Source organism: Bradyrhizobium sp. A11, assembly GCF_042077125.1.
GTDB classification, from domain to species: domain Bacteria; phylum Pseudomonadota; class Alphaproteobacteria; order Rhizobiales; family Xanthobacteraceae; genus Bradyrhizobium; species Bradyrhizobium japonicum_B.
The window spans coordinates 2,111,950-2,135,431 of sequence record NZ_CP149509.1 but is presented as its reverse complement, the minus strand read 5'-3'; the positions used below and the strand labels follow the sequence as shown (position 1 = coordinate 2,135,431).

The 23,482-nt window shown below is 66.6% G+C and carries 21 protein-coding genes and 1 pseudogene; 15 read left to right on the top strand and 7 right to left on the bottom strand.

Annotated features, from left to right (window positions below; all coding sequences use genetic code 11):
* Position 1: 1 nt before the first annotated feature.
* The 5 genes from folK (at position 2) to WI560_RS09815 (ending at position 5,907) form a co-directional block, all read left to right on the top strand.
* Positions 2–493, top strand: coding sequence for a 2-amino-4-hydroxy-6-hydroxymethyldihydropteridine diphosphokinase (folK, locus tag WI560_RS09835; protein WP_375307839.1), 492 nt, complete (start codon positions 2–4; stop codon positions 491–493).
* 81 nt (positions 494–574) lie between these two features.
* Positions 575–2,446: a methylmalonyl-CoA mutase family protein gene (locus WI560_RS09830; protein WP_375307838.1), complete on the top strand. Its 1,872-nt coding sequence runs from the start codon at positions 575–577 to the stop codon at positions 2,444–2,446.
* Positions 2,443–2,907: a GFA family protein gene (locus WI560_RS09825; RefSeq protein WP_375307837.1), complete on the top strand. Its 465-nt coding sequence runs from the start codon at positions 2,443–2,445 to the stop codon at positions 2,905–2,907. The genes WI560_RS09830 and WI560_RS09825 overlap by 4 nt, the downstream gene beginning before the upstream one ends.
* Before the next feature lie 16 nt (positions 2,908–2,923).
* On the top strand, positions 2,924–5,080 hold the full coding sequence (scpA, locus tag WI560_RS09820; protein ID WP_375308805.1) for a methylmalonyl-CoA mutase: 2,157 nt from the start codon (positions 2,924–2,926) through the stop codon (positions 5,078–5,080).
* A gap of 38 nt (positions 5,081–5,118) precedes the next feature.
* On the top strand, positions 5,119–5,907 hold the full coding sequence (locus tag WI560_RS09815) for a DUF3298 domain-containing protein (protein ID WP_375307836.1): 789 nt from the start codon (positions 5,119–5,121) through the stop codon (positions 5,905–5,907).
* A 7-nt stretch (positions 5,908–5,914) separates the two neighbouring features.
* Here the strand turns inward: WI560_RS09815 and WI560_RS09810 are convergent, their stop codons facing one another.
* On the bottom strand, positions 5,915–6,391 hold the full coding sequence (locus WI560_RS09810; RefSeq protein WP_375307835.1) for an SRPBCC family protein: 477 nt from the start codon (positions 6,389–6,391) through the stop codon (positions 5,915–5,917).
* 218 nt (positions 6,392–6,609) lie between these two features.
* Between WI560_RS09810 and WI560_RS09805 the strand changes: the two genes are divergently transcribed.
* From WI560_RS09805 to WI560_RS09780, 6 genes are all read left to right on the top strand, one after another.
* Positions 6,610–7,602: a tripartite tricarboxylate transporter substrate binding protein gene (locus WI560_RS09805; RefSeq protein WP_257177499.1), complete on the top strand. Its 993-nt coding sequence runs from the start codon at positions 6,610–6,612 to the stop codon at positions 7,600–7,602.
* Positions 7,603–7,798: 196 nt separating this feature from the next.
* Positions 7,799–8,290: a tripartite tricarboxylate transporter TctB family protein gene (locus tag WI560_RS09800; protein ID WP_257177498.1), complete on the top strand. Its 492-nt coding sequence runs from the start codon at positions 7,799–7,801 to the stop codon at positions 8,288–8,290.
* A gap of 4 nt (positions 8,291–8,294) precedes the next feature.
* On the top strand, positions 8,295–9,806 hold the full coding sequence (locus WI560_RS09795; protein WP_028135370.1) for a tripartite tricarboxylate transporter permease: 1,512 nt from the start codon (positions 8,295–8,297) through the stop codon (positions 9,804–9,806).
* A gap of 51 nt (positions 9,807–9,857) precedes the next feature.
* A complete protein-coding gene (gene meaB / locus WI560_RS09790) occupies positions 9,858–10,847 on the top strand; it encodes a methylmalonyl Co-A mutase-associated GTPase MeaB (RefSeq protein WP_375307834.1) in 990 nt (329 codons plus the stop codon).
* The gene (locus WI560_RS09785) at positions 10,844–11,500 is read left to right on the top strand and encodes a pyroglutamyl-peptidase I (RefSeq protein ID WP_375307833.1); all 657 of its coding nucleotides are present in this window, start codon (positions 10,844–10,846) and stop codon (positions 11,498–11,500) included. The genes meaB and WI560_RS09785 overlap by 4 nt, the downstream gene beginning before the upstream one ends.
* Positions 11,501–11,698: 198 nt before the next feature.
* The gene (locus WI560_RS09780) at positions 11,699–13,069 is read left to right on the top strand and encodes a TIGR03808 family TAT-translocated repetitive protein (protein ID WP_375307832.1); all 1,371 of its coding nucleotides are present in this window, start codon (positions 11,699–11,701) and stop codon (positions 13,067–13,069) included.
* Positions 13,070–13,195: 126 nt separating this feature from the next.
* Here WI560_RS09780 and WI560_RS09775 read toward each other — a convergent pair whose 3' ends face one another.
* The 4 genes and pseudogenes from WI560_RS09775 to WI560_RS09760 form a co-directional block, all read right to left on the bottom strand.
* Positions 13,196–13,909: a TIGR03809 family protein gene (locus WI560_RS09775; protein ID WP_375308804.1), complete on the bottom strand. Its 714-nt coding sequence runs from the start codon at positions 13,907–13,909 to the stop codon at positions 13,196–13,198.
* 604 nt (positions 13,910–14,513) lie between these two features.
* Positions 14,514–16,230 (bottom strand): annotated as a pseudogene (locus WI560_RS09770) (S8 family serine peptidase).
* Positions 16,231–16,233: 3 nt separating this feature from the next.
* Complete coding sequence (locus WI560_RS09765; RefSeq protein ID WP_375307831.1) at positions 16,234–16,929, bottom strand: hypothetical protein; 696 nt, start codon at positions 16,927–16,929, stop codon at positions 16,234–16,236.
* Positions 16,926–17,495, bottom strand: coding sequence for a sigma-70 family RNA polymerase sigma factor (locus WI560_RS09760; RefSeq protein ID WP_028135360.1), 570 nt, complete (start codon positions 17,493–17,495; stop codon positions 16,926–16,928). Before WI560_RS09760 ends, WI560_RS09765 begins: the two co-directional genes overlap by 4 nt.
* Positions 17,496–17,935: 440 nt before the next feature.
* Here WI560_RS09760 and WI560_RS09755 point away from each other — a divergent pair, with 440 nt between their 5' ends.
* Together WI560_RS09755 and WI560_RS09750 are read left to right on the top strand one after the other, a co-directional pair.
* Complete coding sequence (locus tag WI560_RS09755; protein WP_375307830.1) at positions 17,936–19,093, top strand: GGDEF domain-containing protein; 1,158 nt, start codon at positions 17,936–17,938, stop codon at positions 19,091–19,093.
* A gap of 60 nt (positions 19,094–19,153) precedes the next feature.
* Complete coding sequence (locus WI560_RS09750; RefSeq protein ID WP_375307829.1) at positions 19,154–20,257, top strand: DUF2336 domain-containing protein; 1,104 nt, start codon at positions 19,154–19,156, stop codon at positions 20,255–20,257.
* Positions 20,258–20,267: 10 nt separating this feature from the next.
* Here the strand turns inward: WI560_RS09750 and WI560_RS09745 are convergent, their stop codons facing one another.
* Both WI560_RS09745 and WI560_RS09740 read right to left on the bottom strand, forming a co-directional pair.
* Positions 20,268–20,906, bottom strand: coding sequence for an NrsF family protein (locus tag WI560_RS09745; protein WP_375307828.1), 639 nt, complete (start codon positions 20,904–20,906; stop codon positions 20,268–20,270).
* A gap of 2 nt (positions 20,907–20,908) precedes the next feature.
* Positions 20,909–21,454, bottom strand: a complete 546-nt coding sequence (locus tag WI560_RS09740; RefSeq protein ID WP_257177486.1) for a sigma-70 family RNA polymerase sigma factor — start codon at positions 21,452–21,454, stop codon at positions 20,909–20,911.
* Between the two features lie 290 nt (positions 21,455–21,744).
* Between WI560_RS09740 and WI560_RS09735 the strand changes: the two genes are divergently transcribed.
* Together WI560_RS09735 and WI560_RS09730 are read left to right on the top strand one after the other, a co-directional pair.
* Entirely contained in the window at positions 21,745–22,437 is a 693-nt protein-coding gene (locus tag WI560_RS09735; protein WP_375307827.1) for a hypothetical protein, read from the top strand.
* Between the two features lie 111 nt (positions 22,438–22,548).
* On the top strand, positions 22,549–23,328 hold the full coding sequence (locus tag WI560_RS09730; RefSeq protein ID WP_028135354.1) for an enoyl-CoA hydratase: 780 nt from the start codon (positions 22,549–22,551) through the stop codon (positions 23,326–23,328).
* Positions 23,329–23,482: the final 154 nt, after the last annotated feature.

The window sequence follows — 23,482 nt, the reverse complement described above, 5'->3', positions numbered from 1 at the left end:
GATGGCGAGCGTGCTGATCGCGCTCGGCGGCAATGTCGGCGATGTCCGCGCGACGTTCCGCAAGGCGATCGCCCATATCTGCGGCATGGCGCAAGGCGCATTGATCGCGCGCTCCTCGGACTATGCCACGCCGCCCTGGGGCGACGAGGACCAGGCTCCCTTCATCAACGCCTGCATCGAGATCGAGACCGGCCTCGATCCGCACGCGCTTCTGTTCGTGCTGCAGAAAGTCGAGCAGAAGTTCGGCCGCATGCGGCAGAAGGATCGGCGCTGGGGCCCGCGCACGCTCGATCTCGACATGATCGCCTATGACGAATTGTCCTTGCAGAAGCCCGACCTGACCTTGCCGCATCCGCGCCTGTTCGAGCGCGCCTTCGTGCTGGTGCCGCTGGCCGAAATCGCACCCGAGCGCGTGATCTCAGGCATTCGTGTGCGCGACGGGCTCGCCAGCGTCTCGACGCAAGGCATTGAGCGGCTTCCGGATACCGGTTAACCAAAAACAACCGTTTGCAGGGACGGTCCGCCGTGGCAATTTCGCCTGCGAATAACGATACGCTCGGGAGCCCCTCGCCGCATGACATCCGTGACTGACGACCTGCCGCTGGCGGCGGATTTTCCCAAGGCGACCGTCGAAGACTGGCGCAAGCTGGTCGACGGCGTGCTGAAGGGGGCGCCGTTCGAGAAGCTGGTCGGTAAGACCTATGACGGGATCAAGATCGATCCGCTCTATCCGCGCGCCAGGGGCGTCGCGCCCGTGGTGGGGCGGCCGGCCGCCGCGCCCTGGCAAATCATGCAGCGGATCGACCATCCCGATGCGGCGCTCGCAAATGCGCAGGCGTTGCAGGATCTGGAGAACGGCGCGACCGGCCTCGCGCTGGTGTTCGCCGGCGCCAACGGCGCGCGCGGTTTCGGGCTGGAACCTTCAGCCGACGCGGTGGCCAAGGTCCTGAAGGATATTCATCTCGACGCCGGGATCGGCCTCGAGCTCGAGGTCGGTCCGCAGTCTCGGATGGCGGCGATCCATGTCGCGGAATATGTGAAGAGCCAAGGCCTCGATCCCGCCGCCTGCAACATCCGCTTCGGGCTCGATCCGCTCGCGGCCTGCGCGGTGTGGGGACACAGCCCCTATACCTGGGACGAAATCGCGCCGGCGATCACCGGCGCCATCAAGGGGCTCGCCGGGCTCGGCTTCAAGGGGCCGTTCGCTTCCGCCGACGGACGCGTGATCCACGATGCCGGCGGCTCCGAGGTGCAGGAGCTCGGCTTCGTGCTCGCTTGCGGTGTCGCTTATCTGCGCGCGATCGAAAGCGCGGGCATTCCGCTGGAAGCCGCGCAAGGCATGGTCTATGCCCGGCTTGCCGCGGACGCCGACCAGTTCCTCACCATGGCCAAATTCCGCGCGCTGCGGCTGCTCTGGGCGCGGATCGAAACGGCGTGCGGGCTCGCGCCTAAACCGCTGTTCATCGCCGCCGATACGGCCTGGCGCATGCTGACGCAGCGCGATCCCTACGTGAACATGCTGCGCGCGACCATCGCGACCTTTGCCGCTGGCCTCGCCGGCGCCAACGCGATCACCGTGCTGCCGCACACGCTGGCGCTCGGGCTGCCCGATCCGTTCGCGCGGCGCGTGGCGCGCAACACGCAGCTCCTGCTCCTGGAAGAAAGCAACCTTGCCAAGGTCAGCGATCCCGCGGCCGGCAGCGGCGGCATCGAGACGCTGACGGCGCAGCTCTGCGAGGCCGCCTGGGCGCTGTTCCAGGAGAGCGAAAAGGCCGGCGGCGCCTTTGCCGCGCTTCAGCAAGGCCTGTTTCAGAGCAAGGTCGCGGCCGCGCGCAAGGCGCGTGAGGCCAACATCGCAAAGCGCCGCGACGTGCTGACCGGCGCCAGCGAGTTCCCAAACCTGCACGAGAGCGAAGCAACCGTGCTGACGGCGACGCCGATCGCGCTGGCACCGTACGGCGAGCAGAAATACAGGTTCGATCCGCTGCCGCCGATCCGGCTCGCGGAACCGTTCGAGGCGCTGCGCGACAAATCGGATGCCGCGCTGAAGGCACGCGGCGCGCGGCCCAAAGTGTTCCTGGCCAATCTCGGCACGCCCGCCGATTTCACCGCCCGCGCGACCTTCGCCAAGAGCTTCTTCGAGGCCGGCGGCATCGAGGCGATCGACAGCGAGGGCTTTGCCGATCCGGCCAGGCTGGCTGCTGCCTTCAAGGCCTCCGGCGCCGAGCTCGCCTGCCTCTGTTCCGGCGACAAGGTCTATGCCGATCGCGCGGAACCTGCCGCAAAGGCCCTGCAAAGTGCGGGCGCCCGACATATCTATCTGGCGGGCCGCCCTGCTGATGCCGAGGCGGCGCTGCGGGCCGCCGGCGTCACGGGTTTTGTCTTCGCCGGAGGCGATGCGCTTGCCACGCTGCAAGACGCCTACCGACGGATGGAGCAGCCATGACCGACGCCAGCAAACCCGTTCTCACCGGCGGCTGCCAATGCGGTGCGGTGCGTTTTGCCGTGACGACGGCGCCGAACCGGGTCTCGATCTGCCATTGCCGCATGTGTCAGAAGGCGGCCGGTGCACCGTTCGCATCCTTTGCCGACATCAACAAGACGGACTTTGCCTGGACCAGGGGACAGCCGTCGTTCTTCCGCTCCTCCACCATTGCCGAGCGTGGCTTTTGCCCCGCCTGCGGCACGCCGCTGAGCTTCGGCCGCATCGACGGCGACCGCATCGAGATCATGACCGGCGCCTTCGATCGCCCTGACCGGGTGATTCCGACGCGGCAGTTCGGCACCGAATCCCGCCTCGGCTGGGTCGTCGGCATCGCGAACCTACCGAGCCAGACCACGCAGCAGAATTACGGACCGGAGAAGATGGCGACCATCGTCAGCCATCAGCATCCGGATCATGATTGATGATATGGTTGAAGCCATGAGCCGCATTCCGAACTTTGCCGATGTTGCCTTCGAGAGGGCAACCACTGTAGCACCCGCCGGCAGCGCCGAGCCATGGCTGACGCCCGAGGGCATTCTGGTGCAGCCCGCTTATGGCGAGGCTGATCTGGCCGGCCTCGATTTCCTCGAGACCTATCCGGGCATCGCGCCCTACCTGCGCGGTCCCTACCCGACGATGTACGTCAACCAGCCCTGGACCGTCAGGCAATATGCCGGCTTCTCCACGGCGGAGGATTCCAACGCGTTCTACCGCCGCAACTTAGCTGCCGGACAGAAGGGCCTCTCGGTCGCCTTCGACCTCGCCACCCATCGCGGCTATGACTCGGATCATCCGCGCGTCGGCGGCGACGTCGGAATGGCCGGCGTCGCCATCGATTCCATCTACGACATGCGCACGCTGTTCGCAGGGATTCCGCTCGACCAGATGAGCGTGTCCATGACCATGAACGGTGCGGTGCTGCCGATCCTCGCGCTCTACGTCGCCGCCGCCGAGGAACAGGGCGTGCCGCCGGAAAAGCTGTCGGGCACCATTCAGAACGACATTCTGAAAGAGTTCATGGTGCGCAACACCTATATCTATCCGCCCGCGCCCTCGATGCGGATCATCTCGGACATCTTCGCCTACACCTCGCAAAAGATGCCGAAATACAATTCGATCTCGATCTCCGGCTATCACATGCAGGAAGCCGGCGCGACGCAGGATCTCGAGCTTGCCTATACGCTGGCCGACGGCGTCGAATATCTACGGGCCGGCCTTGCCGCCGGCCTCGACGTCGACCGCTTCGCGCCGCGCCTGTCGTTCTTCTGGGCGATCGGCATGAACTTCTTCATGGAGGTCGCCAAGCTGCGCGCCGCGCGGCTGCTCTGGGCGAAGCTCCTGAAGCCGTTCAACCCCAGGGATCCGCGCTCGCTGTCGCTGCGCACCCATAGCCAGACCTCCGGCTGGTCGCTGACCGCGCAGGACGTCTTCAACAACGTGATGCGCACCACCGTGGAGGCGATGGCGGCGACCCAAGGCCACACCCAGTCGCTGCACACCAATGCGCTCGACGAAGCCTTGGCGCTGCCGACCGATTTCTCGGCCCGCATCGCCCGCAACACCCAGCTGTTCCTGCAGCAGGAGAGCGGCACCACCCGCATCATCGATCCCTGGGGCGGCTCGTATTATGTCGAGCGGCTGACGCGCGACCTCGCGGCCAAGGCGTGGGCCCACATCCAGGAGGTCGAGGAGCTCGGCGGCATGGCGAAGGCGATCGAGGCCGGCCTGCCGAAGCTGCGCATCGAGGAGGCTTCGGCCAAGACGCAGGCGCGCATCGACGCCGGCAAGCAGGCGGTGATCGGCGTCAACAAGTACAAGCCGACCGACGAGGACAGCATCGAGATCCTCAAGGTCGACAATTCCAACGTCCGCCGCCTGCAGATCGACAAGCTGACGCGGCTGAAAGCCGAGCGCAACCAGAAGGACGTCGATGCCGCGCTTGCGGCGATCACGCGCTCGGCCGGCGAAGGCAACGGCAATCTGCTCGCGCTCGCCATCGATGCTGCGCGGGCCAAGGCGACCGTCGGCGAGATTTCGGACGCGATGGAGAAGGTGTTCGGCCGGCACCGCGCCGAGATCAAATCCATCACCGGCGTCTACAAGCGGGAGGCCTCCAGCATGGGCAACCAGGTCGAGAAGGTTCAGGCGCTGATCGACGCCTTCGAGGAGGCGGAAGGCCGCCGCCCGCGCATCCTGGTCGCCAAGATCGGTCAGGACGGGCACGATCGCGGCCAGAAGGTGATCGCCTCGGCCTTTGCCGACATCGGCTTCGACGTCGACATCGGGCCGCTGTTCGCCACCGCCGACGAAGCCGCGCGGCAGGCGGTCGAGAACGACGTCCACATCCTCGGCGTCTCCTCGCTCGCCGCCGCCCACCTCACCGCCGTGCCGGAATTGAAGGCCGCGCTGAAGAAGCAGGGCCGCGACGACATCATGATCATCGTCGGCGGCGTGGTGCCACCGCAGGATTACGATGCGCTCTATGCCGCCGGTGCGGAGGCGATCTTCCCGCCGGGCACGGTGATCGCGGAAGCCGCCGAGGAGCTGATCCGCAAGCTGAACGCCCGTCTCGGGCATAGCGAGGCGGCGGAGTAGCTTCGGCATCTATCTTCCGGCAAGAAGGAATTTGCGTGATGTTTCTCGCGCCAATGCTCACGCGTGCGCTCGCTGTCGCCATGGTTTGCAGCGCGCTGTTCAGTCCCGCCCACGCCGCCGACCCCAAGCCCGACGCCATCGTCAAGACCAGGAGCATCGAGGCGCGCGTTTTCCTCGACGACAGGATCAAGGCGGATGCGGCGCTGGCGGCGGATTGCCTGGCGGAAGGCAAGAAGTGGCTCGACAAGAATGCCGCGGAAGCTGCCGCCGCGCGCAAGGCCGATCCGCAGTTCTCTAGGGACGGTGGCTGGGAGTTCGAGCGCAAGTATGAGATCCGCTCGGTCGTCGCTGATCGCTATGTCAGCATCCTGCGCAACGACTACATGAATACGAGGGGTGCGCATCCGAACTCGGACGTGAACACGATCCTGTGGGACAAGGCCGACCACAAGCGCATCTCGATCCGTCCGTTCTTCACCGAGACTGCCGATAGCGGGCCGACCATGAAGGCGATGGCGAAGGCGATCATCGCCTCGCTCAAGACGGAGAAGAAGAAGCGCGATGCCAGCGACACCGCGACCGACGAGTGGTTGAAAGGGGTCGCGCCGAGCCTGCTGAAGATCGGCGCCGTGACGCTGGCGCCTTCGACCGAAGCGGGCAAGAGTTCCGGCCTCACCTTCCACTATCCGCCCTACGCCGTCGGTCCTTATGCCGAGGGCGAGTATGTCGCCTTCGTGCCGTGGGAGACGCTGAAGCCTTATCTCAGCGCCGAAGGCACCCGCATCTTCGGCGGCGCACGGCCGAAGGGCGCCGCCGAGGAGCCGTGAACGGTCGCTAGGATCGCGGATGGGCGCGCGCCAATGTCCGCGCAAGCGAATCCGTCCAATCGGGAATCCAGGACGCAAACAGGGCTTGCCAGCGGTCGGCGTCCGCAGGCTCGGTCTCGAGGGCGACCGACCATTCGATCAGGGTGCGGTCGCCTTCCACGATCGGGCGCAGATGCATGGTGCCTTGATAGCGCGTCGGCGCCGGCGGCCGGTCTCCGTCATCTTGCGGATACGGCAGCGCTTCGAGACCGGCATAGGTCAGGGTGTGCTGCCGGTCCGAATGATCGACCAGGCGCTGGCGGATCCAGTTCCCGAGATAGCAGAAGCGTCTGATGGCGCCGACTTCATCGCCGCGCTTGTCGTCCTCGATCACGCTCTCGCTCACGCCGTCGATATAGGCGGGATAATTGTTGAAATCGCGGATCAGCGACCAGACGTCGTCCAGCGGGCAGTCCAGCACGGCGCTGTAATAGGCTTGGGTCATCGATAGCTTGCCTTTGGCTTTGGTTACGCGCTCAGGTTGGCGAAGCACGCCGGCAAAACCCACCCGATTCCCGACGGCCCATCCAAAGGGCATGCTGTTTTCGCACAACATGTCGATCTCGTTGGTAGCGCTACCTTGCGGCGGCGCTGCAAAGCCGACTAGAATGTCGCCATTGATCAAGAGCGCCCGGCGTCACGGGCGCCGCTGGGAGGCATTCAATGTCCAAGATTTCGCGCCGTACCTTTGCGGCTTCGACCGCCGCCGTCGCGGCATCCGCCGCTTTCGGGTTCAAGCCCGCACTCGCTCAGGCCTATCCGGCCCGGCCGGTCACCGTGATCGTGCCCTGGGGCGCCGGCGGCGGCACCGATGCGACCGCGCGCATCGTCGCCGCACTGCTGGAGAAGGATCTCGGCCAGCCCTTCAACGTGGTCAACCGCACCGGCGGCTCCGGCGTGGTCGGACACAGCGCGATCGCGACCGCGCAGCCCGACGGCTACACGATCGGCATGCTCACCGTCGAAATCTCGATGATGCACTGGCAGGGCCTCACCGAGCTGACGCCGAAGAGCTACACGCCGCTGGCCCTGATGAACGAGGATCCCCCCGGCATCCAGGTCTCCTCGTCCTCGCCCTACAAGACCGTCAAGGAACTCGCGGACGCGATCAAGGCCGCGCCTCCCGGCAAGTTCAAGGCTTCGGGCACCGGCCAGGGCGGCATCTGGCATCTGGCGCTGGTCGGCTGGATGCAGGCGATGGGCCTGCCCGCCAACCAGGTCGCCTGGGTGCCGTCGAACGGCGCGGCGCCGGCGATGCAGGATCTTGCCGCCGGCGGGCTCGACCTCACCACCTGCTCGGTGCCGGAGGCGCGCGCCATCATCGAGGCCGGCAAGGCCAGGAGCCTCGCCATCATGGCGCCCGCACGCAATCCGGTCTTCAAGGACGTGCCGACGCTGAAGGAGGCGATGGGCATCGACTACGCGACCGGCGCCTGGCGCGGCATCGGCGCGCCGAAGGGCCTGCCGCCTGAGATCGCAACCAAGCTCACTGCGGCGCTGAAGAAGGTCTACGACTCCGCCGAGTTCAAGGACTTCATGAGCAATCGCGGCTTCGGCACGGTGTGGGGCGATGCCGCCCACTTCGCCAGCTTCATGGACAAGGGCGACGCCCAGATGGGCGGAGCGATGAAGGCGGCAGGCCTCAGCAAGGCGTGATCTGCTACTGCGGCGCTCGGCGCTGAGTGCTCCTTCCCTCTCCCCGCGTGCGGGGAGAGGTCGAATTCGAGCAAGGCTCGAATTCGGGTGAGGGGGACTCTCCGCGCATCCAATTCTCTCCGTCCCCGCGGAGACTCCCCCTCACCCCGACCCTCTCCCCGCACGCGGGGCGAGGGAGAAGATCAAGGCTCTCTCCATGCGTCTTCCCGACTCCGTCACGGGATCGTTTCTCATCGCCCTCGGCGCGGCGGCCGCCTATGGCGGCTGGATCCTGCCGCCGGTGCCCGGACAGCCGGTCGGCCCCAACGTGTTCCCGCTGGTGATCGGCTGCGGCCTTGCACTATGCGGGCTCGCGATCGTGTTCGGCATCGGCCACTCCTTCGAGGAGGAGGAAGAGCTGATCCCGCTGGAGGACGGCCAAGCGGCAGCCCCGCCGCCGCAAGGCAGGCTCTATGGCCTGCGCGCTTTGCTGCCGCCGCTGCTGCTGCTGTTCTACGTGGTTGCAGCCGACAGGCTCGGCTTCATCATCACCGCAGCGATCATGGTCTACGTCACCTCGACGGCGCTCGGCGCCAAGTGGAAGCTGGCTCTGCCACTCGCCGCGCTCTCGCCCTTCGCCGTCCACCTCATCTTCGGCAAGCTGCTCCGCGTGCCGCTGCCCGCCGGCCTGCTGCCGACGCCCTGGTAATCCCATGCTGAAAACCCTGCTCGACGCGTTCGCGCTGATCTCCACGTGGGAGGTCATCATCTCGATGTTCGCAGCCTCCGTATACGGCCTCGTGATCGGCTCGCTGCCGGGCCTGTCGGCAACCATGGCGACCGCCCTGCTCGTCCCGGTCACGTTCTACCTGTCGCCGATCGCGGCGATCGCGACGATCGTCGCGGCATCGTCGATGGCGATCTTCTCGGGCGACATCCCCGGCGCGCTCTTGCGCATTCCCGGCACGCCCGCCTCCGCCGCCTATGCGGACGAGGCCTATGCCATGACGCGCAAGGGCCAGGCCGAGCTCGCGCTCGGGGCCGGCGTGTGGTTCTCCGCCGTCGGCGGCATCGCCGGCGTGCTGTCGCTGATGATCCTGGCGCCGCCGCTCGCCGAGATCGCGCTGTCGTTCTCGACCTTCGAATATTTCTGGCTGGCGCTGCTCGGCCTGATGTGCGCGACTCTGGTCGCGCGCTCCTCGCCGGTGAAGGCGATCGCCGGCATGTTCATCGGCTTGCTCGTCGCCTGCATCGGCATCGAGAATCCCGGCGGTGTGCCGCGCTTCACCTTCGGCCTCACCGATCTGTTCGGCGGCATCGAGCCGATCCCGGCGCTGGTCGGCGTGTTCGCGGTGGCGCAGGTGATGCGCGCGATGCTGACGCCCGAGCCGCCGCCGCTGCCGCGCCGAAAATTCGGCAGCATCCTGGCCGGCCAGTGGAAGCTGACCAAGCTGTATCGCTGGCAGATGACGCGCGGAAACATCGTCGGCATCATCATCGGCGTGCTGCCCGGCGCCGGTGCCGACATGGCCGCCTGGGTCTCCTATGCGATGTCGAAACGCTTCTCCAAGGAGCCGGAAAAGTTCGGCACCGGCCACGTCGAGGGCCTGGTCGAGGCCGGCGCCAGCAACAATGCCAGCATCGCCTCAGGCTGGGTGCCCTCGCTGCTGTTCGGCATTCCCGGCGACACCATCGCCGCGATCGCGATCGGCGTGCTCTACATGAAGGGTCTCAACCCGGGCCCGACGCTGTTCACCGAGAAGGCGTCGAGCATGTACGCGATCTACCTGATGTTCATCATCGCCAACATCATGATGATCCCGCTCGGCATCGCCATGATCCGGGTCGCCGCCTATATCCTGCTGGCGCCGCGCTCGGCCATCATGCCGATCATCATGCTGTGCTGCGCGGTCGGCTCGTTCGCGATCGGCAACAACATGTTCGGCGTCGTCACAGTCGCCACCTTCGGCGTGATCGGCTATGTCATGGAAACGAACGGCTATCCCGTCGCCGCCATGGTGCTCGGCATCGTCATGGGCACCATGGTCGAGCAGGCCTTCGTGACCTCGCTGATCAAGTCCGACGGCAGCATTTTGCCGTTCTTCGAACGTCCCATCGCAGCCATCCTCGCCGCCATGGCGATCGGCGCCCTGCTCTGGCCGGTGATGGTGTGGATCTGGCGCAAGGTGAAGCAGCCGCAAGCCGCGGCAGCAGCGAGCCGGTGATATCGGGCGGGCGGCCCTCGCCTGCCCCGCCTCGGCGTTGTAAAGCAGGGCATGACTGAGAAGAAGGCCTCGCTCGACATCAAGACCCTCGCCAAGGAGCTCCGCGCCGGCAGCCGCGCGGCGCTGGCGCGCGCCATCACGCTGGTGGAGAGCCGGCGCGGCGACCATCAGGCGCTGGCGCGCGAGCTGGTCCAGATGCTGCTGCCGGACACCGGCAAGGCGTTCCGCGTCGGCATCACCGGCTCGCCCGGCGTCGGCAAATCCACCACCATCGATGCGCTGGGGACGTATCTCATCGAACAGGGCCATGAGGTCGCGGTGCTCGCGGTCGACCCGTCCTCGGCGCGCAGCGGCGGCTCGATCCTCGGCGACAAGACGCGGATGGCGCGGCTGGCGGCCTCCGACCACGCCTTCATCCGGCCGTCGCCGTCCTCGGGCACGCTCGGCGGCGTCGCGGCGAAGACCCGCGAGGCGATGCTGCTGTGCGAGGCGGCCGGCTTTGACGTCGTACTGGTCGAGACGGTCGGCATCGGCCAGTCGGAGACCGCCGTCTGCGACATGACCGACTTTTTCCTCGCCCTGATGCTGCCGGGTGGCGGCGACGAGCTGCAGGGCATCAAGAAGGGCCTCGTCGAGCTCGCCGACATGATCGCGATCAACAAGGCCGACGGCGACAATCTCAAGCGCGCCAACATCACCGCCGCGGACTATCGCGGCGCGCTGCATATCCTGGCTCCGCGATCCGAGCACTGGCATCCTCCCGTCGTCACCTATTCGGCACTGGCCGGCACCGGCATCGCCGAGCTCTGGCAGAAGGTCCTCGACCACCGCAAGGCGATGAATGCCTCCGGCGATTTCGCCGCGCGCCGGCGCGAACAGCAGGTGAAATGGATGTGGTCGATGCTGGAGCAGCGCATGCTGGCGCGGCTGCGCAGCGAGGCGTCGGTTCGCACCAAGGTCCGGAAGATCGAAGCCGAGGTCGCCGAGGGCCACCTCACCCCGGCACTCGCCGCCGAGCAGATCCTGGGATTGCTGCAATGAGCGAAAAACTCCGCATTCTCCTCACCGGCTTCGGGCCGTTTCCCGGCGCCCCCCATAACCCGACCCAGCCGCTGGTGGCACGGCTGGCGCAACTGCGCCGTCCGGCACTCGATGATGTCGCGATCGCCAGCCACATCTTCCCGGTCACCTATGCCGCGGTCGACCGGCAGTTGCCCGACGTGCTCGCGAAAGTGAAGCCGGATGCGCTTCTGATGTTCGGCCTTGCTGCGCGCACGCCTTACCTGCGGATCGAGACCCGCGCGCGCAATGCCGTCACCATGCTCTGGCCAGATGCCGCCAACACCCGATCGAGCAAGCGCGGCATCGCCGGCCACGCGGACGCCATGACGTTCGGCCCGCACACCGCAAGGCTGCTGCGCGCCGCGCGCCTCACCGGCATCGATGCACGGTCCTCGCGCGATGCCGGCGCCTATCTCTGCAATTATTTGAGCTGGCGCGCGATCGAGAACGTGAAGGCCGGCGGTCCGCAGCTTGCGGCGTTCGTCCATATCCCCCTGCTCGCGCGCAGCAGCGCCGCGCGCCGCAAGGGGGCGCCGCGGATCACGCTGGAGGAACTCGTCGATGCCGGCGAGGCCATGCTGATGGAAATGGTGCAGTTGGCACGGAAGCAGCGGACCACGCGGATTTCGTAGGGTGGGCAAAGGCGCCCTTGCGCCGTGCCCACCATCTCGTTCCGTCAGCCACCAGATCGTGGGCACGCTTCGCTTTGCCCACTCTACGGCAGCGTCTTGGCGGTAAACATTTAACCCTACCGCGAACAATCCCCGCGCCCTCGCCCGCCCTGCGCTACCTAGGCCTCGCGGACCCCCGCGTCCGCCGGAGGACGCCTCATGGACCTCAATCGCCGTCACCTCATCGGAGCTTCCACCGCCGGCATCGCCGGTGCGCTGGCGATGCCGGCCGACGCCGCGCGCGCGGCACCGCTGACGTCCCTGCTCGGCCGCGACGCCACGCAATACGGCGTGCGCCCCGGCAGCAGCGAGGATCAGACCCGCGTGCTCCAACGTGCGATCGATGAAGCCGCGCGGGCGCAGATGCCGCTGGCATTGCCGCCCGGCGTTTACCGCAGCGGGCTGCTGCGGCTGCCGCACGGCGCACAATTGATCGGCGTGCGCGGAGCGACGAAGATTCTCTTCACCGGCGGGCCCTCGGCGATCCTGAGCGAGGGTTCGAACTCCGTTGGTCTTTCCGGCATCACCGTCGACGGCGGCGGCATTGCGCTGCCGGCCCGGCGCGGCCTGATCCACCTGCTCGGCGGACGCGACGTCCGCATCGCCGATTGCGAGATCACGAACTCGGGCGGCAGCGGCATCTGGCTCGAGCAGGTGTCAGGCGAGATCTCCGGCAATATCTTCACCGACATCGCGGTGACGGCTTTGGTGTCGTTCGATGCCAAAGGCCTCAACGTCTCCCGCAACACGATTCTCGGCACCAACGACAACGGCATCGAGATCCTGCGCACGTCGATCGGCGACGACGGCACGCTGGTCGCCGACAACCGCATCGAGAACATCAAGGCGGGCCCCGGCGGCTCCGGCCAGTACGGCAACGCCATCAACGCTTTCCGTGCCGGCAACGTGATCGTGCGCGGCAACCGCATCAGGAACTGCGACTATTCCGCGGTGCGCGGCAATTCGGCCTCCAATATCCACATCACCGGCAACAGCGTCAGCGACGTGCGCGAGGTCGCGCTCTATTCGGAGTTCGCGTTCGAGGCCGCCGTGATCGCCAACAACACGGTCGATGGCGCCGCCGTCGGCGTCTCCGTGTGCAATTTCAACGAGGGCGGCCGCATCGCCGTGGTCCAGGGCAACATCATCCGCAATCTGATCCCGAAACGACCGATCGGCACCGCGCCGGACGACGATGCCGGCGTCGGCATCTACATCGAGGCGGATACGTCGGTGACCGGCAACGTGATCGAGAACGCGCCGTCCTACGGCATCGTCGCCGGCTGGGGCAGATATCTGCGCGACGTCGCGATCACGGGCAACGTGATCCGCAGGGCACTGGCGGGTGTGGGCGTCTCCGTCGTGTCGGGCGCCGGCATTGCGCTCGTCAACAACAACATGATCTCGGAGACCCCGCGCGGCGCCGTCGTCGGCCTCGATCACGCCCGTGCCGTGACCTCGGATCTGTCGGCAGAGGGCGCGCAACGATTTGCGCAGGTGGTGCTCGGCGGCAATGCGGTCCGAAGGTAGGCGCGGCTGGCGGCCGGGCCGTTCATCCTTCGAGGCTCGCCACGGGACGCCTCGCGCCCCATGGCTCGCGCCTCAGGATGACGGGGCGAGAGCCGCGGTTGCTTCCCTCTGCCAACCTTCGGAGCGTTAGAACGCATTCCTGAGCAGCGGGTACTTGGCTTCCAGGCCGTCGAGGCTGAAGGTGAATTCGACGACGCGCTCGGGGGCTGCGACGACTTCCTCGGCCGGCGGGACGAATTGCGACAGGAGCGCCGCCATCGCGGCAGGCACAGCCTTCGGCGGCTTCGCGGCAGGCACCGCGAGCGGTGGCTTCACTTCCGGCGCGGTGAACTGAGCCATTGCGGCGGGCGCGGCGAGCGGCGATCTCACGGCGGGTGCGGTGAGCGGCGCCCTCGCAGCGGGAGCCTTGAGCGGTGGCATCTCGGCAGGCGCGGTAAATGACGCCGGGGCCGGGGGCGCGGCGAGCAGCGCTTCGGTGACCTCGGCAAGGACGTCCGGAGTCGGATCAAGCCTGACCGGTACGGCGGTCTCGGGGGCGATATGGACGGACTTCGGCTGCACGGTCTGCGGCTGCTGCTCGCGCGGAAATACGCGGGGCATGGTCGCCGGCGACCAGCCGAATGCCGGGGTCACGCTCGCCGCCGCCTCGGCGACGTCTCCACCGGTTGCGAGCGCGCGCCAGGTCTGGACCGCGAGCTTGGCTTCCTGGATGTTTTCGAGGAATGCGATCTCGGAGTGATAGCGGCGCCAGCGGCCGGTCTCGAACATTTCGGAGAGATGCTGCAGCCGCTGCTCGGCGAGAGCGCACCAGCGCGCCGCGACATCGCGGCCAGCAGCCACGACACGAGCAGACGCGCAGTCGGATTCTTGGCGATGTGTCATGAACCAGCCCGTCAGGAGAGAACACGGATGCGGGGACGCAACGCACACGAATCAATTTCAACGCGACATCAATATTTTGTGGAAAAGATTTGACTTGTCCAGCAACGACGCCGCCCACGTCGTCAAATACCGTAGTCGTGCGGAGATTTGCTGCGTTTTCGAGTCAAGCTTCGCACAAGCATAGCGGACCTGCTGCCTGCTTGCCCGGGCGGGACGTGGATGCCGGCGTGGCCGTTCAACCGAAAGCTGAGCGTCCGCGGCGCTTCAAAGAATGCGACGCCCGAAGCATCGATGCTCTGGATTCTGGTCTTGAGGCATCTTCGTCACGCGAACCGGAATCCGCTGCGCTCAAAAAGTATCCTGAAAAGAAAAGACCCGTCCGGGGGGACAACCGGACGGGTCGAGCCATATGGGCGCTTGGGGTGGATGGGCGCTCGCGCCTGATATGACCTATGGGGAGGGATGACCGCTCCCACATAATTTGGTCGTGGCAGGGAGCTGAACGTTCAACGCGACGTTTGCTTTTTTGGCCTTCGGCGCGCGTGCATCTTTGTCGCATCCGCTATCGCGCCGTCGGCCTATCCGCCTGAGAATCCGTGGATTTCTCATCCGCGCTCGACAGCGAGGGTTGTTCGATCGCGCGGCTATTGGGCTCATCGCGACGCTTGCCGGCATCTTCACGTTTTGTTGTACCGGACGCAGCCGCGACCGGCGTGGCGCTGTCGGCGGGAACGGCCATCACCGCGGCAAACGCATCGGTCTGACCGTCGCCGAACAGTTCGTCACGCCCGGGCGAGCCGAGGTCGCGCGCGGTCTTGGCCAGTGTCATGCGCAGCGCTTCCGGCTTCAAGGCGTAATTGCGCTCGAGCAGCAACGCCGCGACGCCGGAGACATAGGCCGCCGAGAACGAGGTTCCCGACGTCATCTGGTATTTGCCGTCCGGCGCCGGCAGGAAGATGTCGACCCCGGGCGCCGCGAGGGCGATGTAATTGCCACGGTTGGAGGCGGTGAACAGCCTGTCCTGCTGGTCGGTCGCGCTGACCGCGATGACGTTGGGATTGGCGGCCGGATAGAGCGGCGGCGACTTCGCGCCGGCATTGCCGGCGGCCGCGATCAGCACGAGGCCGCGCGCGGCGGTGGCCGCGATGGCGCGCTCGATCACCGCGTCCTTGGGACCGGCAAAGCTCATATTGACGATCTGCGCGCCGTGCTCGGCGGCGTAATTCAGCGAGCGCAGAATGATGTAGGACGAGCTTTCGGTGCCGCCGTTCGCCCCGCCAAAGGCACGGATCGCGATGATGCGCGCTTCGGGCGCGCTGCCCATCAGCCGGGCATGCGCCACGATCGCGCCGGCGATGCCGGTGGACGTGCGGCCCCTCGGTGCTGCCGAGCGCATCGAAATTGTCGGCGATGGAATTGGCGAGCTCGGGATGCCGGGCATCGATGCCGGAATCGATCACGGCGATGGTGACGTTGGCGCCCTGCGCCAGCTTATGCGCCTGCGGCAGGCGGAGCTTGGCCAGGGCATATTGGGCGGGATCGCCCCCGCTCTGGATCGTCGATTTCTGGTCCTGGAGCGCATATCGGAAGTTCGGCTGGACCGAGCGCACGCTGCCGTCGGCCGCGAATTCGCGCCGCACCGTCTCGTACGGACGGCCGTCGGTGATGCGGAACAGACCGAAGGTGGCCCCGATCAGCGGGAAATTCTCCGACGAGATGCGCGTCAAGCCGTGCCGGCGGGCAAGCGCGTCGGCATCGCCGGGCGACAGCGTGCCATCGATCTCCGCCACGAATTCATTGGCGAAGCTGCGCAGATTGGCGGCGGCCGGCGTGGCGTCGCCTCGGCCCTTGCCGGCGCTCTTCTTGGCGGACTTGGCTGCGCCACCGCCGCCGGCACTCGGCTGCGCTAGGCATTCGCCATCGGCATCGCGATAGGGCGCGGTGCAGGCCTGATACAGGTTCGGCGAGTAGCGCGCATGGGGCAGCACCGTCGTCGGCGGCCGGATCCGCGACGCCGTGGTGTGGGGAATGGTCGCGATCGTCCGAGGGCCGGGGCCGACGTTGACGGCCTGCGCGGCGATATTGGGGCTGACCCGCGGGGTGATGCTCGGCGAGACGGTCGGCGTTCGCGAGGGCACGCTGATGGTGGGGGTGCGCATGATCGCCTGCGCCTGCGCAACCTCGACGCCGAGCCAGGCGGCGATCAGAAGCGCCGCGCCGACCGCTTGCCGTTCAAGCATGATCTTTACGGAAAACCGCTGCGCACTTTTCCGGATCATGCTTCAGGGCGCCGCGACGGCGAGGTTGACGAACTTCTCGCGCTGCATCTTGCCGAGCAGCGAAGCCAGCTCGTCCTGGCTCATGGTCTTGTCGAACTGGAGGCGGAACATGCCGCCCCTGGCGCCGTCGATGATCGAGGCGTGGTAGCTGTCGAGCAGCGCGGTGATGTCGGCAATGCGCGCTTCGGGCGTGAAGCGCACCAGGGCGCGTGCCGGCGCGGCAGCGCTGCCAAGCTCGCGCGTGATCGGCGCGCTGGTCGAGAGCGAAGCGGTCTGGAAGGTCGCGGGCTGGTTCTTCATCAGCACGGCGCCGATCACGCCGGCTTGCAGCACGAGCGCGACGGCGCCAAGGCCCGCCGACCACGCCAGCGTGCGCGGCGACAGGCTCGCGAAGAAGGTCGAGATGCGCGCCGACAGCGGCAGCGAGCCGGTCGCCCGCGCCGGCTCGGCGTCGATCGCGGCGAACAGCTTCTGCATCGCGCGTGCCGAGGGAGCCCCCAAGCTCTCGTTCAGATGAATGGTCTCTTCGTATTCGCCGCGGATCGCGGCGTATTGCCTGGCCAGCACGGGATCGCGCGCCAGCGCTTCCTCGACCCGGCGCGCATCGCGCGCATTCAGCGTGCCGGCAGCGTGCCACGGCAGCAGCAGTTCAATTTCACCGGGCTCTTGCTCCAGCATCTTCTTGCTCAAAGCCATCATGGCCAGCCTCGCTCAACGCCGGCTGCCTTCAGCAGTTCGGCCAGTTTCTTGCGCGCATAGAACAAGCGCGTCTTCACAGTGTTCTCCGGTATCCCGACGATTTCGGCCACCTCTTCCACGGACTTCTCGTGGTAGTAGACGAGATCGACGATTTCCCGGTGTTCCGGCGAGAGGCCCGTCAGACACCCCCGCAACGCTGCACTGGTATCCTTCTTCTGCACCACCGTTTCCGGATCGTCGGACGTGTCCTCGATCGCGTTCGCGGCGTCTTCGTCCAGCTCGAAATCCTTCCTGCGCCGAAGCGCAGACAGGGCCTTGAATCGGGTGATCGCCAGAAGCCAGGTCGAAACGGCGGATCGGCCCTCGAACTTGCCGGCCTGACGCCAGACGTCGAGAAACACCTCGCTGATGAGGTCTTCCGCCGCCTGCTCGTCCCGCACGAGCCTGAGCCCGAACCTGTAGACCCTGACATGGTGCCGCCCGTACAGCACCTGCATGGCGAGCCGGTCACCCTGGGCGATCCTGGCGATCAGGACCTCGTCCGAAGCCGCCTGTGTCACGCTCAAAGGCCGTCTCGCAAGGTTGGTCGGGTCGGCGCAGCAGACGGTTCGACTGGGGGTGCAAAATTGTTCAATTTACCGCACTCGTACGGGCGCCGGTGTGATCCACCCCACATACGCGCTTTTTTCCTGTCCCGCCCGCAGCCGTCGGCCGCCACAATCCAGATCGGTAACATAATACTGAGATACTTCCTTACGGAAATGCCTGTCCGGCACAGGCGGCCCGGCCTCGTCCGGTTCCATAGCAGCGCCGCACGACATCTGTCTCGCCAAGCCCAACTTAGGCTCGATCGCACCGCAAACCGATGCCTGACCGCCGGCAAAATTTCTTTCGCCGGCCCATCACCTTGTTCCGTGCTGCACGGTTCGGATTCGGTTTCAAAGGATACCAAACCTAAAGGCTTGCCACGTAGATTTTTACGCTGACATCCACCTTTGGCGGGATCATGGGCACGGCCGCGACGTCATTTCCCGAGAGGAATGCTGCTGAGGTCGCGGATATCGTCCTCGCCCCCGAGGCTGCGGCCCCCGAAGTCCGGGCGCGGCGGGCCCGGCAGCGCCGCCAGATGTATATCGGCCAGGTGGCGAGCTATTCGCTGGGCGCCTCCGTCCTGCTGCTCTACGCCTATGGCGGCACGGTCGACATGGCCGTTCCGTCGCTGTTCTGGCTCGGCGGCCTCCTGATCATCGGGACCTTCACCGTACTGTCGGAAGCCGGCTTCGGCGACCGGTTTGAAGATCACTACCTCACCGTGTTCCAGATCTCGGCGCATATGGCGCTGCAGCTGCTGTTCCTGCTCGCCGTGCCGACGATCGGGGTCGCGTTCGTCGCCGTGCTGTTTCTGATCTTCGCGTTCGGCACGCTGCGCATGACCTCGCGCCAGGCGATGGTCACCTGGGGCCTTGCCACCTGCGGGCTTGGCTTCGTCTTCCTGGGCACGGACCTGCCGATCGGACTGCCCGTTGCGTCCCGCCTGGAGCGAACCGCCTCGATGCTGTGCTTCGTGCTGGTGATCGGTCAGTGCGCCTTCCTCGGCCTGTTCGGCGCGACCCTGCGCAAGATCCTGTACCGGCGCAGCATCGAGCTGAAGGCCGCCTATCGGCGCATCGAGGAACTGGCCGAGCTCGACGAGCTCACCGGCTCCTACAACCGCCGCTGCATCATGCGCCTTCTCGACGCCGAGATCGAAAAGTCGCGACAGACCTCGGCTCCCTGCGCGATCGCGCTGACCGATCTCGACTGGTTCAAGCGCATCAACGACGCCCACGGCCATCCCGTCGGCGACGAGGTGCTGCGCACCTTCGCGATCACCATTTTCGCCAATATCCGCCCATCCGACAGCTTTGGCCGCTACGGTGGCGAGGAATTTTTGCTGCTGCTGCCGGACACGTCCGGCGATGCCGCGCAGCGCATGCTCGATCGCCTGCGCAGCATCGTCGCCGATCTCGACTGGGGTGCATTCTCCCCGGGCATGCGCGTGACCCTTTCTGCGGGCGTCGTGACGCTGCGCGACCTCGATACTGCCGACACGTTTCTCGCCCGCGCCGACCGCGCGCTTTATTCCGCCAAGGCGCAAGGGCGCAACCGCATTGCAACCAGCTGACCAATCCATTTGATTCCGGCACGACAGAAGCGGCCGGACCGAACGCTCCAGGACAGGGCAATGAGATCCAAATCCATAAAATCATCCGAGAACCTGCTCGAGGAATTGCAGACTGCGCTCTCGCACGGCACCGTGGCGCGCCGGGTCGAGACGCTGCGCCGCGTCACCGATCTCTTCGTGGGCAACGCGGTCGACTATTCCGACGACCACATCCGCCTGTTCGACGACGTGTTCCAGTGCCTGGTCGAACAGATCGAGACGTCGGCCAGGGCGCTGCTGGCCGACCGCCTCGCACCGATCGCGGCCGCGCCGCCGCAAATCATCCGCACGCTCGCGCTCGACGAGGTCATCGAGGTCTCCGGGCCCGTGTTGTCGAAATCGGAACGGCTGGACGAGACGACCTTGATCGAGATCGCGCGCACGCGAGGCCAGGCGCATCTCAAGGCGATCTCGCTCCGGCGCGTGCTGTCGGAGGCGCTGACCGACGTGCTGGTGACGCGCGGCAACGCCGACGTGGTGCAGTCGACCGTCAATAATCCGGGCGCGCGGCTCTCGGAGGGAAGCCTCACCGACCTCGTCACCCGCGCCGAACGCGACGACGACCTCGCGACCTGCATCGGCCTACGGCCCGACCTGCCGCGCCATTACTATCTGAAGCTGGTCGCCAAGGCGTCCTTGAGCGTGCGCAGGAAGCTCGAGGCGGCCCAACCGGAGTTCGCGGACGAGGTGTCGAGCGTGGTCCAGGAAGTTGCCCAGAGGATGCGCGCCGCCGCCATGAACAAGCAGACCGAGATGGCGCGTGCGCTGGTGAAATCCCTGCACGAGGACGGCCGCCTCGACGAAGTCCAGCTCACCACTTTCGCCGAGCAGGGCAAGTTCGACGAGACCAATGCGGGGCTCGCCGCGCTCGCGGGCGTCGCGGTCGAGACCGCCGAGACCATGATGATCGAAAGCCGCACCGAGGGCGTGATGATCCTCGCCAAGGTCGCGGGCATGTCCTGGCCAAGCGTGCGCGCCATCATCGCCATGCGCGAGAAGCTCTCGGGCGGCCCGCAGACCGACGTGCTGACGCTGCGCGACACCTACGAGGCGCTGCGCTCGTCGACCGCGCAGCAGGTGTTGCGCTTCCACCGCATGCAGCAGAGCACGATTCCGGCGGCGTGAAGCTGGCTCGTTAGTAGCGCAGGACTTTGGATCCCACCGCCGCGCCGATCGCCGTCACCAGCGCGGTCGCGAGCGTGTACCAGGTCGCGACGAACAGCGGGGAATCGTCGGTGCAATGCGAGGCGTAGAGCGTCGCGGCGAGGCCGGCCGAGACCAGGCCGGCGAGCGCGCCCGCAAGCGCCGGATGCGAGGGCGCACCATGCCGCAGGCCGAACAGCGCACCTGCGAGCAGCGGGAGCGACATCGCGGGGATGGCGACCAGGCACACCCTGGAGTTCTTGCCCATCAGCCGCATCGTCATCGGCATCGCCGGCGCCATCGCCGCCTCGCTGCCGATCGCGACCGCCAGCAACCCTACGGGGAGCAGCAGCAGCCAGCCCCAGCCGCGCATCAACGCTTCGGGACGCGACAGATGCAGGCTGACGATGATCGCGGGGATCGCGAGCGACAAGGTGACCGCGAACTTCATGTCGAAGAACGGATTGCGCATGGCCGTCATCACGTCCGGCCGCATTCCGAGGAAGGTCGCGAAAATCAGGATCGACAGGGGCGCGGCCACCAGCAGCGCCATGGTCAGCACGGTCCCGACGCGCGGCACGCGGTGGGCGTTGTCGGCTGCGAGCGAGCGGATCAGTTGGTCGGTATCCATGACTAGTGGTCCCGCAATTTGGCAGTGAGTGCCGCAAGTCCGCGATGCAGGGCGACCCGCACCGCGCCTTCGCTCATCGAATACTTCGACGCCGTGTCCTTGATCGAGGCGCTCTCGACCGCGATCGACTGCAGTACGTCGCGCTGGCGCTGCGGCAGCGTGCCCAGTTGCGCCGCGACCTCGCCGGCCGAAGCCGTCTCCTGCGGCGCCTCTCCCGGCAGCGTCTCGGCGAAATCGTCGATGTTGACGAAGACGCGCCTTCCGCGCCGTCTGAGCGCATCGATCAGCTTGTTGCGGGCGATCGCGAACAGCCAGGGCGCGAAGGGGGCTTCGCTGTCCCAGGTGTGCCGCTTCAGGTGCACCGCCAACAAAATCTCCTGCACGATATCCTCGGCCTGATCGGGAGGCTGCCCGGCCCGCGCCAGGCCGCGCCTCGCCGCAGCGCGCAGCACCGGCGTGACCGCCTTCAACAGGCGATGATACGCCGCATCATCGCCTGCCATGGCCGACCGCATCAGGCCGGTCCATTCGTCCTCACGTCCGCGCACGCGCGCCCCTCACCATGCAATTCGGCCATTCGATCAATTTGTTACGCGAGGCGGCAATGATCACGAATTCGTGATCATTGGCCGGGCCTCGCGACCGATACAGCCGTCAATCTCCGCGACGGCTCATAACACCGATCGCCCCGGCCCGCACCCGGCGGCCGGCAGCACGGAGCCGGTTTGCCCCGTTTTTGCCCGGTGGTGCCCGAAGATTCCCATTTTCCGCCCCGCTGTCGTCACGCCCCAGGGTCTCTGTTCGCTTCCGGGACGGGCGGAATTGGGGAGATCATCACATGATGAAAGCCAGCGGGCGCGCGGCCCTGATTGTTGTGGCCGGGCTTTTGTTGCTGTTCGGAGGCTCTGCACGGGCGGAGCCAAGCTCAGCCGCGAGCAAATCGGACAGCGCGGGCAAGCAGGCCGACGCGGCCAAGCCGGGCAAGCATCGGCGCCACGAGTCTCGCCGCACCAGCACCGGCAAGACGGCACAGAAACCGGACGACAAGGCTGATCCTCAGGCAAAGGCCGACGAGGCCAAGTCTGACAGCAAGCCTGAGAGCAAGTCATTTGAGAGCAAGGCGGCCGACAACAACCTGCCGGCCTCGAGCCAGATGCCGCCGGCGGTTGCCAACGCCAACGCGCAGTTCGCCGCCACAGACACGCCGACCTCGGCTGCGGCCTCCGCGATGACAAACCGTGCCAACGACAATGTTCAGGCCGCAGCCGACAATACCAGCGCCCCCAACGCCGAGAGCCAGGTCGTCGCACCCGATCAGCTGAACGACATCGACCGCGCCGCGCAACAGGACGATCCGCCGGCAAAGAAGGCGGTCATTGCCGCAACCGAGGCCCAGCCCCGGCCGGCGCCGGTGATGGCAAGCAGCCAGCAGAGCTCGGCCTGGGACCAGAGCTCCCTGATCGGTAAGATCTTCATCGGCGTCGGCACGCTGCTGACACTTGCGTCCGCCGCGCGCATGTTCATGGCCTGATCGCGGTTCCGTCGGGACGCGCGGCCCCGCGCGTCCTGGCGGCTGCGGCCCTCTTGAAGCCATCCGCGCCAGCGGGCACATTGCCCGCTCAATCAAACGCGTGGGTGGAGCATGAGCACGTTCGAACACATCATCGTCGAGAGCAAAGGCGCGGTCGGCATCATCAAGCTGAACCGGCCGAAAATGCTCAACGCGCTCTCCTTCGGCGTCTTCCGCGAGATCGCGGCCGCGGTCGATGATCTCGAGGCGGACGATGCCATCGGCTGCATCGTCGTGACCGGCAGCGAGAAGGCCTTTGCCGCCGGCGCCGACATCAAGGAGATGCAGCCGAAGGCCTTCATCGACATGTTCTCGGAGGATTTTGCCGCGATCGGCGGCGACCGCGTCGCACGTTGCCGCAAGCCGACGATTGCGGCGGTTGCTGGGTACGCGCTCGGCGGCGGCTGCGAGCTCGCCATGATGTGCGACATCATCATCGCCGCCGACACCGCAAAGTTCGGCCAGCCCGAGATCACGCTCGGCACCATTCCCGGCATCGGCGGGACCCAGCGCCTGACGCGCGCGATCGGCAAGTCCAAGGCCATGGACCTGTGCCTCACCGGCCGCATGATGGATGCGGCGGAAGCCGAGCGAAGCGGCCTCGTCAGCCGCATCGTGCCCGCTGACAAGCTGATGGACGAGGTGATGGCGGCGGCCGAGAAGATCGCCGCGATGTCGCGCCCTGCCGCCGCGATGGCCAAGGAAGCGGTGAACCGCGCCTTCGAGACCACGCTCGCCGAAGGTATGAGCGTCGAGCGCAACCTGTTCCACGCGACCTTCGCGCTGGAGGACCGCTCCGAGGGCATGGCGGCGTTCATCGAGAAGCGCAAGCCGGTGAACAAGAACCGGTAACGGCGCCGAACGGTCAGGCTGTTGTAAGGCTCGCCACGTTACACGGGATCCCTGTGACGCAGCTGCAACAAGCACGGATTTCATGGGGGTTTTCCCCGCGGCAGTTTGCCTGCGGGACCTCGGCTGGTTAAACAGCTAAGAGGCCACCGTCGGC